At 41.5% G+C, this 14,070-nt stretch carries 18 protein-coding genes; all 18 read left to right on the top strand.

The features are described from left to right. Positions 1 to 228: 228 nt before the first annotated feature. The 18 genes from AAV98_RS07660 (at position 229) to ptsP (ending at position 14,027) form a co-directional block, all read left to right on the top strand. Positions 229 to 1,860: a peptide ABC transporter substrate-binding protein gene (locus AAV98_RS07660; RefSeq protein WP_060664973.1), complete on the top strand. Its 1,632-nt coding sequence runs from the start codon at positions 229 to 231 to the stop codon at positions 1,858 to 1,860. 329 nt (positions 1,861 to 2,189) lie between these two features. Continuing rightward, complete coding sequence (locus AAV98_RS07655) at positions 2,190 to 3,110, top strand: S66 peptidase family protein (protein WP_060664972.1); 921 nt, start codon at positions 2,190 to 2,192, stop codon at positions 3,108 to 3,110. Between the two features lie 14 nt (positions 3,111 to 3,124). After that, positions 3,125 to 4,225, top strand: coding sequence for a mandelate racemase/muconate lactonizing enzyme family protein (locus AAV98_RS07650; RefSeq protein WP_060665071.1), 1,101 nt, complete (start codon positions 3,125 to 3,127; stop codon positions 4,223 to 4,225). Continuing rightward, positions 4,218 to 5,141: a C40 family peptidase gene (locus tag AAV98_RS07645; RefSeq protein WP_060664971.1), complete on the top strand. Its 924-nt coding sequence runs from the start codon at positions 4,218 to 4,220 to the stop codon at positions 5,139 to 5,141. The genes AAV98_RS07650 and AAV98_RS07645 overlap by 8 nt, the downstream gene beginning before the upstream one ends. Before the next feature lie 2 nt (positions 5,142 to 5,143). After that, positions 5,144 to 6,163, top strand: coding sequence for an ABC transporter ATP-binding protein (locus tag AAV98_RS07640; protein ID WP_060664970.1), 1,020 nt, complete (start codon positions 5,144 to 5,146; stop codon positions 6,161 to 6,163). A gap of 7 nt (positions 6,164 to 6,170) precedes the next feature. Continuing rightward, positions 6,171 to 6,422 carry a hypothetical protein gene (locus AAV98_RS07635; RefSeq protein ID WP_060664969.1) on the top strand — a complete coding sequence of 84 codons (252 nt, stop codon included), beginning with the start codon at positions 6,171 to 6,173 and terminating at the stop codon, positions 6,420 to 6,422. Between the two features lie 147 nt (positions 6,423 to 6,569). Next, positions 6,570 to 7,640 (top strand): competence type IV pilus ATPase ComGA, encoded by a 1,071-nt coding sequence (gene comGA, locus AAV98_RS07630; protein ID WP_060664968.1) that lies wholly within the window; start codon positions 6,570 to 6,572, stop codon positions 7,638 to 7,640. After that, complete coding sequence (gene comGB / locus AAV98_RS07625) at positions 7,624 to 8,661, top strand: competence type IV pilus assembly protein ComGB (protein ID WP_060664967.1); 1,038 nt, start codon at positions 7,624 to 7,626, stop codon at positions 8,659 to 8,661. The genes comGA and comGB overlap by 17 nt, the downstream gene beginning before the upstream one ends. A 15-nt stretch (positions 8,662 to 8,676) precedes the next feature. After that, positions 8,677 to 9,003 carry a competence type IV pilus major pilin ComGC gene (gene comGC, locus AAV98_RS07620; protein WP_082380830.1) on the top strand — a complete coding sequence of 109 codons (327 nt, stop codon included), beginning with the start codon at positions 8,677 to 8,679 and terminating at the stop codon, positions 9,001 to 9,003. Beyond that, entirely contained in the window at positions 8,990 to 9,442 is a 453-nt protein-coding gene (gene comGD, locus AAV98_RS07615; RefSeq protein ID WP_060664965.1) for a competence type IV pilus minor pilin ComGD, read from the top strand. The genes comGC and comGD overlap by 14 nt, the downstream gene beginning before the upstream one ends. Next, the gene (locus tag AAV98_RS07610) at positions 9,432 to 9,767 is read left to right on the top strand and encodes a type II secretion system protein (RefSeq protein WP_060664964.1); all 336 of its coding nucleotides are present in this window, start codon (positions 9,432 to 9,434) and stop codon (positions 9,765 to 9,767) included. Before comGD ends, AAV98_RS07610 begins: the two co-directional genes overlap by 11 nt. After that, positions 9,751 to 10,197, top strand: coding sequence for a competence type IV pilus minor pilin ComGF (gene comGF / locus AAV98_RS07605; protein WP_060664963.1), 447 nt, complete (start codon positions 9,751 to 9,753; stop codon positions 10,195 to 10,197). The genes AAV98_RS07610 and comGF overlap by 17 nt, the downstream gene beginning before the upstream one ends. Further along, positions 10,151 to 10,567, top strand: coding sequence for a competence type IV pilus minor pilin ComGG (comGG, locus tag AAV98_RS07600; RefSeq protein ID WP_197284250.1), 417 nt, complete (start codon positions 10,151 to 10,153; stop codon positions 10,565 to 10,567). Before comGF ends, comGG begins: the two co-directional genes overlap by 47 nt. A 76-nt stretch (positions 10,568 to 10,643) precedes the next feature. Beyond that, positions 10,644 to 10,871 carry a YuzF family protein gene (locus AAV98_RS07595; protein WP_231687718.1) on the top strand — a complete coding sequence of 76 codons (228 nt, stop codon included), beginning with the start codon at positions 10,644 to 10,646 and terminating at the stop codon, positions 10,869 to 10,871. A 95-nt stretch (positions 10,872 to 10,966) separates the two neighbouring features. Next, positions 10,967 to 11,482, top strand: coding sequence for a shikimate kinase (locus tag AAV98_RS07590; RefSeq protein WP_060664961.1), 516 nt, complete (start codon positions 10,967 to 10,969; stop codon positions 11,480 to 11,482). Between the two features lie 33 nt (positions 11,483 to 11,515). Next, positions 11,516 to 11,695 carry a YqzE family protein gene (locus tag AAV98_RS07585; RefSeq protein WP_082380817.1) on the top strand — a complete coding sequence of 60 codons (180 nt, stop codon included), beginning with the start codon at positions 11,516 to 11,518 and terminating at the stop codon, positions 11,693 to 11,695. Positions 11,696 to 12,042: 347 nt separating this feature from the next. Continuing rightward, complete coding sequence (locus tag AAV98_RS07580; RefSeq protein ID WP_010194663.1) at positions 12,043 to 12,309, top strand: phosphocarrier protein HPr; 267 nt, start codon at positions 12,043 to 12,045, stop codon at positions 12,307 to 12,309. Next, on the top strand, positions 12,309 to 14,027 hold the full coding sequence (gene ptsP / locus AAV98_RS07575) for a phosphoenolpyruvate--protein phosphotransferase (protein WP_060664960.1): 1,719 nt from the start codon (positions 12,309 to 12,311) through the stop codon (positions 14,025 to 14,027). Before AAV98_RS07580 ends, ptsP begins: the two co-directional genes overlap by 1 nt. Positions 14,028 to 14,070: the final 43 nt, after the last annotated feature.

The raw sequence follows: 14,070 nt of genomic DNA, 5'->3' as shown, positions 1-14,070 counted from the left end.
GGAGACCGCGCAGGCGAAGCCGAGGAGGCTCACGTCAGCCCCTAGGAAAGCGAAGCCATTTGCGGAAATCAACAGCGGTGGTTAGTAAAATTTCAAAATCAAAGTCTTTTTCAGTGGCTTCAGACGTAGCCGAGGTGGCTCAAGCAGCACCCCTAGGAAAGCGCAGCCTAGTGCGGAAATCAACAGCGGTGTCATAAACATTTAAGTATGAATAAGGGGGAGTAACACATGAAAAAGGTAATGGCATTATTAATGACCGCAATGCTTGTGTTCGTTTTAGCTGCATGTACAGCAACCAACAACGCAGGCACCGACACAAACGAAGGCACAAACAACAACGACAGCAAAACAGGAGAAAAGGTTCTTCGTCTGAACAACGGATCGGAGCCAACATCATTAGACCCACCAATCGGCTTTGACTCTTATTCCTGGAACGCACTAAACAACTTGATGGAAGGTCTGACTCGCCTAAATGACCAGCATCTCCCGCAGGAAGCTACAGCAGAAAAATGGGATGTTTCAGAAGATGGAAAAACATATACATTCTATATCCGTGAAAACGCAAAATGGTCTAATGGGGACGATGTTACTGCAGGAGACTTTGAGTTTGCCTGGAAACGTCTACTAAACCCTGACACAGCGTCTCCTGCTGCCTTCCTGGGATACTTTATTGAAGGTGGAGAAGCGTATAACAACGGCGAAGGCTCTGTTGACGACGTGAAGGTAAAAGCGGTTGACGAAAAAACATTAGAAGTAACACTTGTAGCACCACAAACATATTTCTTAAGCGTAATTACAAATCCAGCCTTCTTCCCAATCAATGAGAAGGTTGCTTCTGAAAATCCACAGTGGTTTGCAGAAGCGGATTCTTTTGTAGGAAATGGTCCATTCAATCTTGCCGAGTGGGAGCATGAAAGTCATTTTGTAATGGCTAAGAATGATCAATATTGGGATGCTGATGCAGTGAAGCTTGATAAAGTTCACTGGGCAATGGTGAATGATACCAATACCGAGTACCAAATGTACCAAACAGGAGACCTGGATACTTCAGGAGTTCCTGCAGATGTGAGTGAGCAGTTATTTAAAGATGGGAAAGTTAATGTCGGGGAGCAAGCGGGAACTTACTTCTTCCGTTTCGGTGTAGAACAGGAGCCTTTCCAAAACGCAAACATTCGTAAAGCATTTGCGATGGCAGTGAACCAACAAGATGTTGTGGACTACATTACAAAAAGAGAAGAAGAGCCAGCTAAAGGATTTGTAGCAAAGGGTTTCAGTGACCCATCGGGAAATGATTTCCGAGAGACAAACGGAGATCTTGTAACGTTTAATGCAGAAGAGGCAAAAACATTATTGAAAAAAGGAATGGAAGAAGAAGGATATGAAACATTACCAGAAGTAACATTGACTTATAACACAAGTGATGAGCATAAGCGTATTGCTGAAACACTACAACAAATGTTCAAAGACAACCTGGGAGTAGATGTGAAACTTGCAAACATGGAATGGAATGTATTCCTTGATGCACAAAAAAACTTAGAATTCCAATTCTCCCGCAGCTCTTTCTTGGCTGACTATGCGGACCCAATCAACTTCTTGGAGAATTTCCAGACTGGTCATTCTATGAACCGTACGGGCTGGGCCAATTCCAAGTATGATGACCTTATTCAAAAAGCTCTAAACGAGGCAGACGAAGCTAAGCGATTTGAGTTAATGTACGAAGCGGAAAAGGTGCTGTTTGAAGAGATGCCTATCATCCCCTTGTATTTCTATAACCATGTTTATCTTCAAAACGAAGCGGTAAAAGGAATCGTTCGCCATCCTGTTGGATACATCGAACTGAAATGGGCAGATAAAGAATAAAAGGTTATAAGTTTTGGCTCTGTTAAAGCAAACTGTTGATTTTTGCAGCAACCTAGCTGTTGATTGGAGCAATAGGCGAAGGCTCCTTAGGGAGATAGCGTTTAGGGGAGACCCCGCAGGCGCTTTTCCGAGGAGGCTCCCCAAACGCCCCTAGGAAAGCGCAGCCTAGTGCGGAAATCAACAGCGGTGTTTAACGAAACCTAAATTTTTAGAGGAGAAGGGTGTTCATGGAACACCCTTTTCATTGAAATAGGGAATACATACTCATATGTCATGACCATACATATACATAGTTTGATAGAAACTATACAGGAGAGGAGTGGCGAAGTATGAAGCCACTACGTTTGAAAAAAGGTGACACAGTCGGAGTCATCGCACCTGCAAGCCCCCCGAAACAAGAAAAATTGACACTTGCATTACCTTTTTTGGAAGAAGAATTAGGATTGAAGATAAAGATGGGCAAGTACGTGGATGCTCCATACGGTTACCTTGCTTCAAAGGATGAGGAGAAGCTGGATGATCTGCATGCGATGTTTCAAGATGAAGAAGTAAAGGCTATTTTTTGTGCGTGTGGTGGGTTTGGAACGGCAAGGATCGCCTCCAACATAGATTATGACATTATAAAAAATAACCCCAAAATTTTCTGGGGCTACAGCGACATTACCTTTCTACATCAGGCATTTTACCAACAGGCAGGATTAACTTCCTTTCATGGTCCGATGCTGAGCTCTGATATTGGTCTCAATAGCATCCACCCTCTATCAAAAGCGTATTTTCAACAGCTGTTTGAACCAACCGAAATTTTGTATTCAGAAGAACTTTCCCCCCTTGAAGTGATGAATGAGGGCGTTGCAACCGGCGAGCTGGTTGGCGGAAATTTAACCTTACTTGTAAGTTCACTTGGAACTCCATTTGAGTTGCAGACCAAAGGTAAGATCCTCTTCTTTGAAGATATTGACGAACAACCATACAAAGTGGACAGAATGCTTAATCAGTTGAAAATGGCAGGGAAATTTGCGGATGCTGAGGGGATTGTCATTGGAAATTTTCATAATTGTGTACCAGATGAGGGAAAAGCTTCCTTGACGCTAGGGGAGGTCATCACTCAGCATGTACAAGATGCCAACAAACCGACTATGAGCGGTTTCCAAATTGGCCATTGCTCGCCGAATATTGCGGTGCCTCATGGTGCGAAAGCGGAACTGAACACATATAACAAGACATTAATCATCCAAGCAGGAGTGGATTGAAAGGAGAGGAAATCATGAACATACAACAAGTAGAGACTTTTCGAACGGCAGTTCCTCTTTCCAAACCATTCAAAACAGCGTTGCGTACGGTGCATGTTGCTGAAGCGGTGGTAGTGAAAATCACCTGTGATAACGGTCTAATCGGATGGGGGGAGGCACCTCCAACACATGTTATCACAGGGGAAAGCCTTGATAGTGTGGAGTATGCCATACAACAAATTTTAAAACCAATCCTATTAAACGAAAACCTACTAAACTATGAACCGTTACTGCAAAAACTACATAAATCACTATTCCGTAACTCAAGTGCAAAAGCTGCAGTGGATATGGCCATCTATGATTGCTTGGCCCAACAAAGCAAGCTACCTCTTTATCAATACTTGGGAGGGGCTAAAAAGGAACTTGAAACAGACTTCACCGTCAGCGTCAATTCCCCGAAGGAGATGGGGGAAGACGCCTTGCTTTATTTAGAGAGAGGTTTCCTTGTTCTCAAAGTAAAAGTAGGGAAAGACGATATGGCGACAGATATTGCCAGGATTAGAGAAATCAGAAGCCGTGTTGGAGATGCGGTGGAACTTCGTTTGGATGCAAATCAGGGCTGGACGGCAAAAGAAGCCATACGCGGTATTCGCAAAATGGAAGACCTGGGATTGCATATCGAGCTTGTGGAACAACCTGTCATTGCTCACGATTTAGAAGGCTTAAAACAGGTTACCGACTCAGTGGAAACACCGATAATGGCAGATGAGAGTGTATTTACACCGGAACAGGCCCTTCAAGTACTCCAAACTCGAAGTGCAGACCTGATAAATATCAAACTTATGAAGTCGGGCGGGATTTTCCAGGCTGAGAAAATTAATAGTATCGCAGAAACCTATGGAGTCGAGTGTATGGTGGGCAGCATGATCGAGACAAGGCTAGGCATCACAGCAGCGGCGCATTTTGCCGCCAGTAAAAGCAACATCACTCGTTTCGATTTTGATGCACCACTTATGCTGGCCGAGGATATTATTACAGGCGGTATCATCTATAACGGGCGAAAGATTCGTTTTCCAAATGCCAATGGATTAGGAATTACTGATGTACATGTAAAAGGAGGAGTCAACGTTGAGTAAATATGTCATTAATGTACCGGTTGCTACCATTTGGACATCTTATGATTCACCAAGAGAACTGGATGAAAAAGCCACCTCCCATCCTACCGATATAAAAAGTTGGCTAGATTCTCTTAACTTTGAAACTAGACTAGAACTATGTGATTCCAACCTCATCCAGTCCCAATTACTTTTCGGTCAGGAAGTTCTCGTTTTGGAAGAGAAGGAGAACTATTACCATATTATTGCTTTGACCCAGGGTTCATCGAAGGACCAAAGAGGATATCCAGGCTGGGTTCCAAAATGTCAAGTTACGGAAGTGTCGGACTGGAAACTACAAGAAGGCCCTGTAGCAGTGGTGACAAGCAATCTTGCTCCTTTATTTTCAACAACGAAGAAAGAGTTACTTGAGCTTAGCTTTCAAACCATTTTACCTGTGGTGATAAAAGAGGAAGGGACAGTAAAGGTGCAGCTTCCTGATGGTGAGGTAGGAGTGCTAAGAGCGGATGCTACTTCAGTTTATGACGGATTAGCTTTCATCCCTAAAGGCTCTGGGGCGGATATCGTTCAAACGGGAGAGAGATTTCTCGGCCTTCCATATTTATGGGGTGGCATGAGTGGCTATGGCATGGATTGTTCCGGTTTCACTTATACAATGTGTAAAGCAAACGGGTATACTATTCCACGTGATGCCCATGACCAGGCAAAAGAGGGGATGGAGGTACAGCTTGATGCTTTGGAACCCGGAGACCTCTTGTTTTTTGCTTATGAAGAAGGAAAAGGAAAACTTCACCACGTTGGAATCTATCATGGAGACGACAAACTATTACACTCACCGAAAACTGGAAGAGATATTGAGATTCTTCCTATGGAAAATACGATCTATGAAAAAGAACTATGTGCAGCAAGAAGGTACTGGCAAAAGGACGGGGAATAATTATGCCAAACAAACTACTTCAAGTGAAAAATCTGCAAAAATATTTTTTCCTTGGAAAAAAACAAACCTTAAAAGCGGTAGACAACGTATCATTTGATATATATCAAGGGGAAACTTTCGGCCTTGTTGGTGAGTCTGGCTGCGGTAAATCTACCACCGGAAGGACCATCATTGGTCTTTATGGAAAAACAGCAGGGGAAGTAACCTTTAACGGAAAAGATGTCCACAGTTTATCGGAGAAGGAGAAATTCGCCTTCCATCGAAACATGCAAATGATTTTCCAAGACCCCTATGCATCATTAAATCCGCGTTCCACGGTAAAAGAAATCATTACTGAACCGATGGAAGTACATGGAATCTATAAAAATAGTAAGGAACGAACAGAGCGAGTCTATCAATTATTGGAGGATGTTGGACTGAACCGTGAGCATGCGAACCGTTATCCCCATGAATTCAGCGGGGGCCAAAGACAGCGAATAGGTATTGCCCGCGCGCTTGCCTTGGATCCAGACTTTATCATTGCAGATGAGCCGATATCTGCATTGGATGTATCCGTCCAAGCTCAAGTTGTGAACTTAATGAAACGGCTTCAGAAAGAAAAAGGCTTAACGTATCTGTTTATCGCCCATGATTTATCTATGGTCAAGCATATCAGTGATCGTATTGGGGTAATGTACCTTGGAAAAATGATGGAATTGACAGAAAGTAAGGCACTGTATAAAAAACCCTTGCACCCATACACACAAGCCTTGCTATCTGCCATACCAATACCAGACCCGGATGTGGAAGACAGAAGGGAAAGACAAATTGTCCAAGGGGAGATACCTAGCCCGATAAATCCGCCAAGCGGCTGCGTCTTCCGCACCCGTTGTCCGCATGCAATGGACGCATGCAGCCAATCAATCCCTGAGTGGCAGGAAGTAGAAGACAAGCACTATGTAGCATGCCATTTATATAACGAAAAGATTGTTGGCCCAGATAAAGCAAGGGAAATGGTCGCAAGTGCACATGAGGGGAACTGAAATCCGATTGATGGAGTTGAAGGAACGTGTTTGGGAAGTGGTGGATTCCACCGGCGGACACGTTAGTTTTAAGATAGAGGATAATTTTGGCAAGCTGCCAGGCGTGGAACATGACTGTGGAATTGTGACTTATGGAGAGAAGACCTTGGTAATGGCAGTTCTAGTAGATAATCTGGAAGATAATCATTCCGGTAAGCGAGCAATTCAGAAGATTGGACGTATCGTGGACGAATATCTTAGAAGTTCCTGTTCTTTTTAAAGAGAGGAACTTTTTTTGAGGAAATTAAAAATCTTGAAGGAATCTGTCATTTTTTGAAGAATAATATAAGGGCAGTAAATTCTTTAGAAAGGAGCTATCCATCACTACCCGCACTATCTTTAAATTCAATGAAAATTGAGGTGACAAATGAATATTGAAAAGAAATGTGAAGAAATTGTCCGTCAAGCAGTCCGATTACAAGTTTCAGATATTCACATTAAACCCCTAGAAGCGTCTGCTAAAGTCCTTTTTCGACTCGATCACTACCTCTATGATCAGGAAGAACTCTCGCTTGAAATTTATGAAAGAATGTTGTCTCACTTAAAGTTCCAGGCCGAAATGGACATAGGAGAGACAAGAAAACCCCAGAACGGCGCCTTAAAGCTCTATGTTGACTCCAAACCGATTAACCTTCGACTCTCTACGTTGCCGACAGTTAACCAGGAAAGCCTGGTTATCCGAATTCTGCCGCATGATGAAAACCAATTCCCTATCAAACACCTATCCCTTTTTCCTAACTCTACCAGAAAATTATTTTCATTAATGAAGCATTCCCATGGCCTTGTTTTGTTTACCGGTCCTACCGGCTCAGGAAAAACCACTACTCTGTATTCCATTTTAGAAGAATCAAAAAATATGCTGCAACGCAATATCATCACCTTGGAAGATCCTGTTGAGCGAAAAAGCAGACATGTATTGCAAGTGCAGGTAAATGAAAAGGCAGGTATTACCTACGCCTCTGGATTAAAGGCGATTCTTAGGCACGATCCAGATATTATTATGGTTGGGGAAATTAGGGATGAGGAAACTGCCAAGATTGCAATAAGGGCGTCGTTGACAGGTCATTTAGTGTTAAGCACCTTGCATACGAGAGATGCAAAAGGAGCAGTTCATCGACTGTTAGAGTTCGGAGTCAGCCAACAGGAGCTGGAACAAACATTAATAGCAATTTCGGCACAAAGATTAGTGGAGTTGAAATGTCCTTATTGCCAAGGAGAATGTACTACTTTTTGCAAAAAATATAGAAGTCACAGGTTAGCAAGTGTTTATGAACTCTTGTATGGGCGGGAATTGTCAAAGGTGATGGAGGAGTGTAAAGGAACAAAAGTGCACCTATGTTATCCAACCTTGAAAGAAGTAATTAAAAAAGGGATTGCATTAGGTTTTATTCACCAGAGGGAATATGAAAGATGGGTAACTGATGGAAAAAGAAAATAAGGGGTGGTCATTGAAAGTTCAGGAGGATTTCTTAAAAAGGATGGGTGAGTTATATTCTAATGGGTATTCTTTGTTAGAGGCTTTAGAGTTGATGAGCATTCACTTTGAAGCAGACAAAAAACGTAATTTACTAGAAGCGATACAGGAATTACAAAAAGGATACAGCGTTCATAGGGTGTTAGAAGGACTTCGTTTCCACCAGGATATATTGTCCTTAGTGTTTTTCTCCCAGAAACATGGCAACCTTGGTCTCGCATTTAAGAGAGGGGGAAATATGCTTGAGCGGAAAAGGCATTATCGCGAAAAAACCATTTCTATTCTCAAATATCCGATTCTACTTATTTTTCTCGTGTTAATCATGTTCATTTTTGTTCAATTGATTCTATTGCCTCAGTTTCATCTGCTTTTTTCTCAAATGAATATCTCCTTAAGTCCAGTCATCTCCCTATTCTTCAACCTTGTAGTCCGTATTCCAATCTTTGTGTCCATACTCGTGTTCTGTTTTCTTACAACCTATCTACTTTTTAAGGTTTATGAGAAACGAACATCACCTTCTAGGAGGATAAGCATGTTAATGCGAATCCCGATTGTAAAAACCTTCCTCTCCCTTCATTATTCCCATTATTTCACACAACAGCTCAGCACATTGCTATTAAGCGGGTTGACCATTAATGAAGCCATCACTGTTTTTGAACAGCAACGCTATCACCCTTTTTTTCATGTGAAAGCAAAAGAATTTCGGTACAGGCTGGTAGAAGGTGAAAAATTAGAAAAGTTAGTGGAAAGCGAGAAAGTGTTTGTTCCTGGGCTTTCTATCGTAATTGTTCACGGACAAAAGAACGGTAAATTAGGGTTAGAACTTGAACAATACAGCAGGCTTTTACTAGTAAAAATGCAGGAGTTTAGTGAAAAGTTGTTGGGAAGAATACAACCTATTTTGTTCCTTGGCGTAGGCGGGTTTGTTTTTGTTTTGTATCTTTGTATTTTCATTCCAATGTTTCAATTATTAGGAGGGTTATAAATGAGAAAATATCTGATGAATGATCGCGGGTTCACGTTGGTAGAAATGCTTTTGGTCATGCTTGTCATCACGGTGTTGTTGCTAATCATGATTCCAAACGTCACAAAGAATACAAGTGTGATCGGCGATAAGGGGTGCGAGGCACTTCTCAGCATGGTGGAAGCACAGATGCAAGCATATCGGTTAGATACTGGAAGTAATGTAACAACAATAGATGATCTGAATACCCCCGATTATCTTGCTGACCGTTTTGATGAGACAACGGCAACATTAAATTGTCCGAACGGAAGTGTCATTACAATTGTTGATAACAAGGCGATTGCTAGTATTGCAGGAGAGTAAATATAGGACGAATGGGGGCTACACACTATTAGAATCATTACTTGTTATCTCTATCGTTTCTGTCCTTCTTTCCGTGACAGTGTTGACATTAAATTCTACAGAAGAAAGCTATATAAGCGAGCAATTTAACGAACAATTAAGCAATGATCTCTTGTTCGCCCAACAATATGCATTAAGTTCAAAGAAGAGTGTGTATATCATCTTTACGCCAAGCGAGAACTATTATCGAATTCGGCAGGGAACGTTTCAAATAAATGAACTTGTGGTGAGGGAGTATCATTCTTCTATAAAAATAGACACACGAACGATGGGGCAGAGAATTACCTATCACGGCAACGGCAGCATCAACAGATCTGGGGCAATTGCAATATATGTGGATGATAAAAAACTCTATCAATATGTCTTTACACTTGGAAAGGGCCGCTTTTATGTGGAATAGTGATAAAGGATTCACGTTGCTTGAGGTATTGGCAACCCTAGTCATTTGGATGGTGATTGCATCTGTACTACTTCCTGGTCTTGTCAAAATGAGTCAAGAACGAAAAGGATTTTTTTTAGAGCAACAAGCACGATTTATTTTGACTCTCGAACTGGAAAATATTCGTTCTCAAGATGATGTGTTTCAGGAAACCACCTCTTATAAAGATGGAAATGTCTACACCATTACATTAAAAGAAGAAACCGTCCCTCCCTTATTGTGTGTCTCCTATATTGATTATCAGTTATTGGAGAAAGAAAGGTGTGTATATGTACGATATCCGTAAAGACGGAGGATTTACCCTATTGGAAGTGCTGATTTGCTTTTCCGTCATATTGATTCTTACTGCTTTGTTCCCAATTTTGATAAAAAATCTGGTTATCTTGACTGAAAAAAGGGATGGTATCCATCCATTTGAGCTAGAGGTTTTTATTCAACAGGCGACGCGGGAAGTAAGGACTGCCAAAAAGACTTCAGTGGAACAAGGAGATTTTGTCATCATTAACCAAGAGGGACAAAGAGTGACGTATGAATTCTTTCAGCAAAAAATAAGACGAAGAGTAGATGGTACGGGTCACGAATTACTACTTCATCATGTAAAAAAAGTTGACTTTGAGGACCGTGCAAATGGAGCAATTTTTAACTTGAAAGGAATGGATGAAGTTACCTATGAATTCAGAGTTAGTGCAATTCCAGTTAAATGGCATGCAGACTAAGAGGGAAGCAGGGTATATTTTTCCCGTTACCATGTTTATGAGTGTTCTAATGTCTGCTTTCTTACTTCATCAAATAGAGAGTTTCCGTCTTGAGAAGTTATTTTACCACGAAACCAATCAGCAGATGGAATTAGAAGCTATGATGAAATACACATGGGATACAACCCTAGCTGAGTCATTAATGGAAGGCAGTAATCCTTCTTCCGTCTATGTTTTTCCGACAGGAGAAGCTTCTGTCACCTCAAAAGATGTAGGGGACAAAAAAGAAATAATGATTAGTTGCTCCACAACGGAAGGCAGGGAATACAAGGCGACCATCCTTTATGACATGGGCATTCAAGAAGTTATTGCTTGGTATGAAACCAATTAAATTTAGTCCTTTTTTTCTTCACCAACTCACTGCCCTATTCATATAAATGTACAGTGATAAAGGAGGTTTTCGCCTAATGCGTCAAGCAGATAATGAAATGCCCATTCAATATATGGTGGTAGAGCCATATGTGTACCATACTTTAAAGAGCATTGTGGGGACCGAGGTGGTAATTGAGACAACACGTGGTTCCATTAGAGGCAATTTGAAAGATGTTAAGCCGGATCATGTCGTACTACTGGCAGGAGACTCCAGCTTTTTCATTCGGACTGCTGAAATAATTTGGATCATGCCTGATAAATAAAAAGAGTGATGAAAAAGTGCTTGCCGTTTCCAGCAAGTGCTTTTTCTCCTATAATGGTAATATGTTTCAGGCAGTTAAGAAAGAGAGGAATCAGCATGCAAAATGTTTATCTTACAGGTTTTATGGGGGTAGGGAAAACTACTATTGGACAGGCAGTAGCGCAAAAACTCGGCGTCTCTGTTATGGATACAGACTTCATGATTGAAAATAACTCAAACATGTTAATAAAGGATATCTTTGAAAAGTATGGAGAGAATTATTTCCGCGAGCTAGAGTCGAAAATTTTAACAGTTCTTCCTTCTGAAGATATTATTGTCACCACTGGAGGAGGAATTGTAACGAGGCAAGAAAACATAGAATGGATGAAAAAAAACGGGTGCGTCATCTTTCTTTACGCAGATCCAGACGTAATATGGAATCGGTTAGAAAATGATACAACAAGGCCTCTCATTCAACAAAGAAAAAAGGAAGAAATTCTTGAGTTATTTGGTAATCGTCTCCCGTTCTACAAGCAAGCCCATATTACACTGGATACAACAGCCCTTTCTTTGGATGAAGCGGTTGAAGCTGTACATAGAGCGATTAAAACATGGAATAACCGTCAACACTAAAGGTAAAAGTATTTCCTTTTGGCGGTGATGACATTGAAGACAAATGATTATGTAAAATATGTGACACAACAATTGGTTACCTACATGGATCAACCGAAAGAAGTAAAACGAGAGCAAAGGCAAATTAGAAAGCAGGAGCGTTCTCCAATCGCCTTCCAACTGTTTGGCGTCATTCCATATGCCATCATGATGATATTCAAAAAGAAGAAGTGAGGCAAAAGTATTGCCAAACTTTTGTTTTGTATGCTACAATCTCATCGGACAGTTAAGAAGCGTTCAACTAAATGTTCATGCAAATGCTTTCAACATAGATAAGAACTTTACGTGTTACTGATACGATCAGGCATGAGTGAAGAGGTTTTGATCCATACTAAGGGGACGAGTGCACCCTTTTATAGAGACAAGCCCTTACTCATGCCTTTTTCTATACTCTTTCCTACATATTCACCGCGGTTACTGGTGAAAGCTACAGGGTATAGAAGATTAGAGGGAACAAGTTCTTTTAGTGGAATAGCTTCTAAAAGTAAAAAATACACATATCTCAAAGGAGTTTGATTACAATGGCAGAAAAAACATTTAAAGTAACAGCAGATTCAGGAATTCACGCACGTCCGGCAACTCAATTGGTGCAAACTGCAGGGAAATTCGATGCAGACGTAAACCTTGAGTATAACGGTAAATCTGTAAACTTGAAATCCATCATGGGTGTAATGTCTCTAGGAATTCCTCAAGGAGCGGAAATCAAAATTGTGGCAGAAGGTTCTGATGAGAGCGAGGCAATTTCTGCAATTGAAGAAACTTTGAAATCAGAAGGGTTAGGGGAATAATGTCAAACACGATTCAAGGTATACCTGCTTCTAGCGGGATTGCCATTGCGAAAGCATATCGTCTTGAAAACCCAGAGCTATCTGTGGACAAAAAGACGATCGACAATGCCCAAGCGGAAGTGGAAAGATTTGAAAAAGCAGTAGAGATCTCTAAAACTGAATTGGAAAAAATCAAGGAGCACGCCCACAAAGAACTTGGAGCAGATAAGGCGGAAATCTTTTCTGCACACCTTCTTGTATTAAGTGACCCTGAACTTTTAAATCCAATTAAAGATAAAATCAAAAGCGACAGTGTAAATGCTGAGTTTGCTTTGGATGAAACAGCAGGCATGTTCATCAACATGTTCGAACAAATGGACAATGAGTACATGAAAGAGCGTGCAGCGGATATCCGCGACGTGACAAAACGTGTGCTAGCTCACCTTTTAGGTGTAACAATTTCCAATCCTGCACTTATTTCAGAAGAAGTTGTCATCATTGCGGAAGACTTGACTCCTTCTGACACTGCTCAACTTAACCGTCAATATGTAAAAGCTTTTACAACTGATATCGGTGGACGTACGTCTCACTCCGCGATCATGGCACGTTCCATGGAAATTCCAGCAGTAGTAGGAACAAAGAACGTGATGGAAACTATTCAAAATGACACAATGGTCATTATTGATGGTTTGGACGGTGCGGTTATTGTCGATCCGACAGAAGAAGAAATTGCTTTATACAAAGAAAAGCAAGAGAAGTACGAAGAGCAGAAAAAAGAGTGGGCTAAGCTTGTAAACGAGAAGAGTCTTTCTTCTGACGGACAAGAAGTCGAACTTGCTGCAAATATCGGTACTCCTAAAGATGTGAAGGGTGTTCTTGCAAATGGCGGAGAAGGTGTCGGCCTTTACCGTACAGAATTCCTATATATGGGTAGAACTGAACTTCCGACAGAGGACGAGCAGTACAAAGCGTATAAAGAGGTTCTTGAAAATATGGAAGGCAAACCTGTTGTAGTCCGCACATTGGACATCGGTGGCGATAAGGAACTGCCTTATCTAAACCTTCCTAAAGAGATGAACCCATTCTTAGGCTTCCGTGCGATACGCCTTTGCTTAGAAGAACAAGATATTTTCCGTACACAGCTTCGTGCTTTATTGCGTGCAAGCTCTTACGGAAACCTGAAGATCATGTTCCCGATGATTGCAACATTGGACGAGTTCCGCCAAGCAAAAGCCATTCTTTTAGAAGAAAAAGAAGCGCTTGTGAAGAACGGCACAACTGTTAACGAAAATATCGAGATAGGTATCATGGTGGAAATTCCATCCACAGCTGTGATGGCTGATATTTTTGCGAAGGAAGTAGACTTCTTCAGCATAGGAACAAACGACTTAATTCAATACACAATGGCAGCGGACCGTATGAACGAACAGGTTTCCTACCTGTATCAACCATACAACCCGGCAATCTTGCGCCTAGTGGATAATGTCATCCAAGCTGCACACAAAAACGGTAAATGGGCCGGTATGTGTGGAGAAATGGCTGGCGACCCAATCGCAATTCCAATTCTTTTAGGACTTGGACTAGACGAGTTCAGCATGAGCGCGACATCCATCCTTCCTGCAAGAAGCCAATTGCGTGGAATCTCAAAAGAGGAAGCTGCTTCCTATCGTGAAGAGATTCTTAGCATGAGCACTGCAGAAGAAGTAGTGGAATTTGTGAAAGAGAAGTTTAATGTGTAAGCATGGAATAGAACGAGGCCAACTTTCCTTTTATGGGAGAGGT

The sequence above is a fragment of the Bacillus sp. CHD6a genome, from assembly GCF_001293645.1.
Classification (GTDB): domain Bacteria; phylum Bacillota; class Bacilli; order Bacillales; family Bacillaceae_I; genus Sutcliffiella_A.
This window is presented reverse-complemented; position numbering and strand designations above follow the sequence as displayed.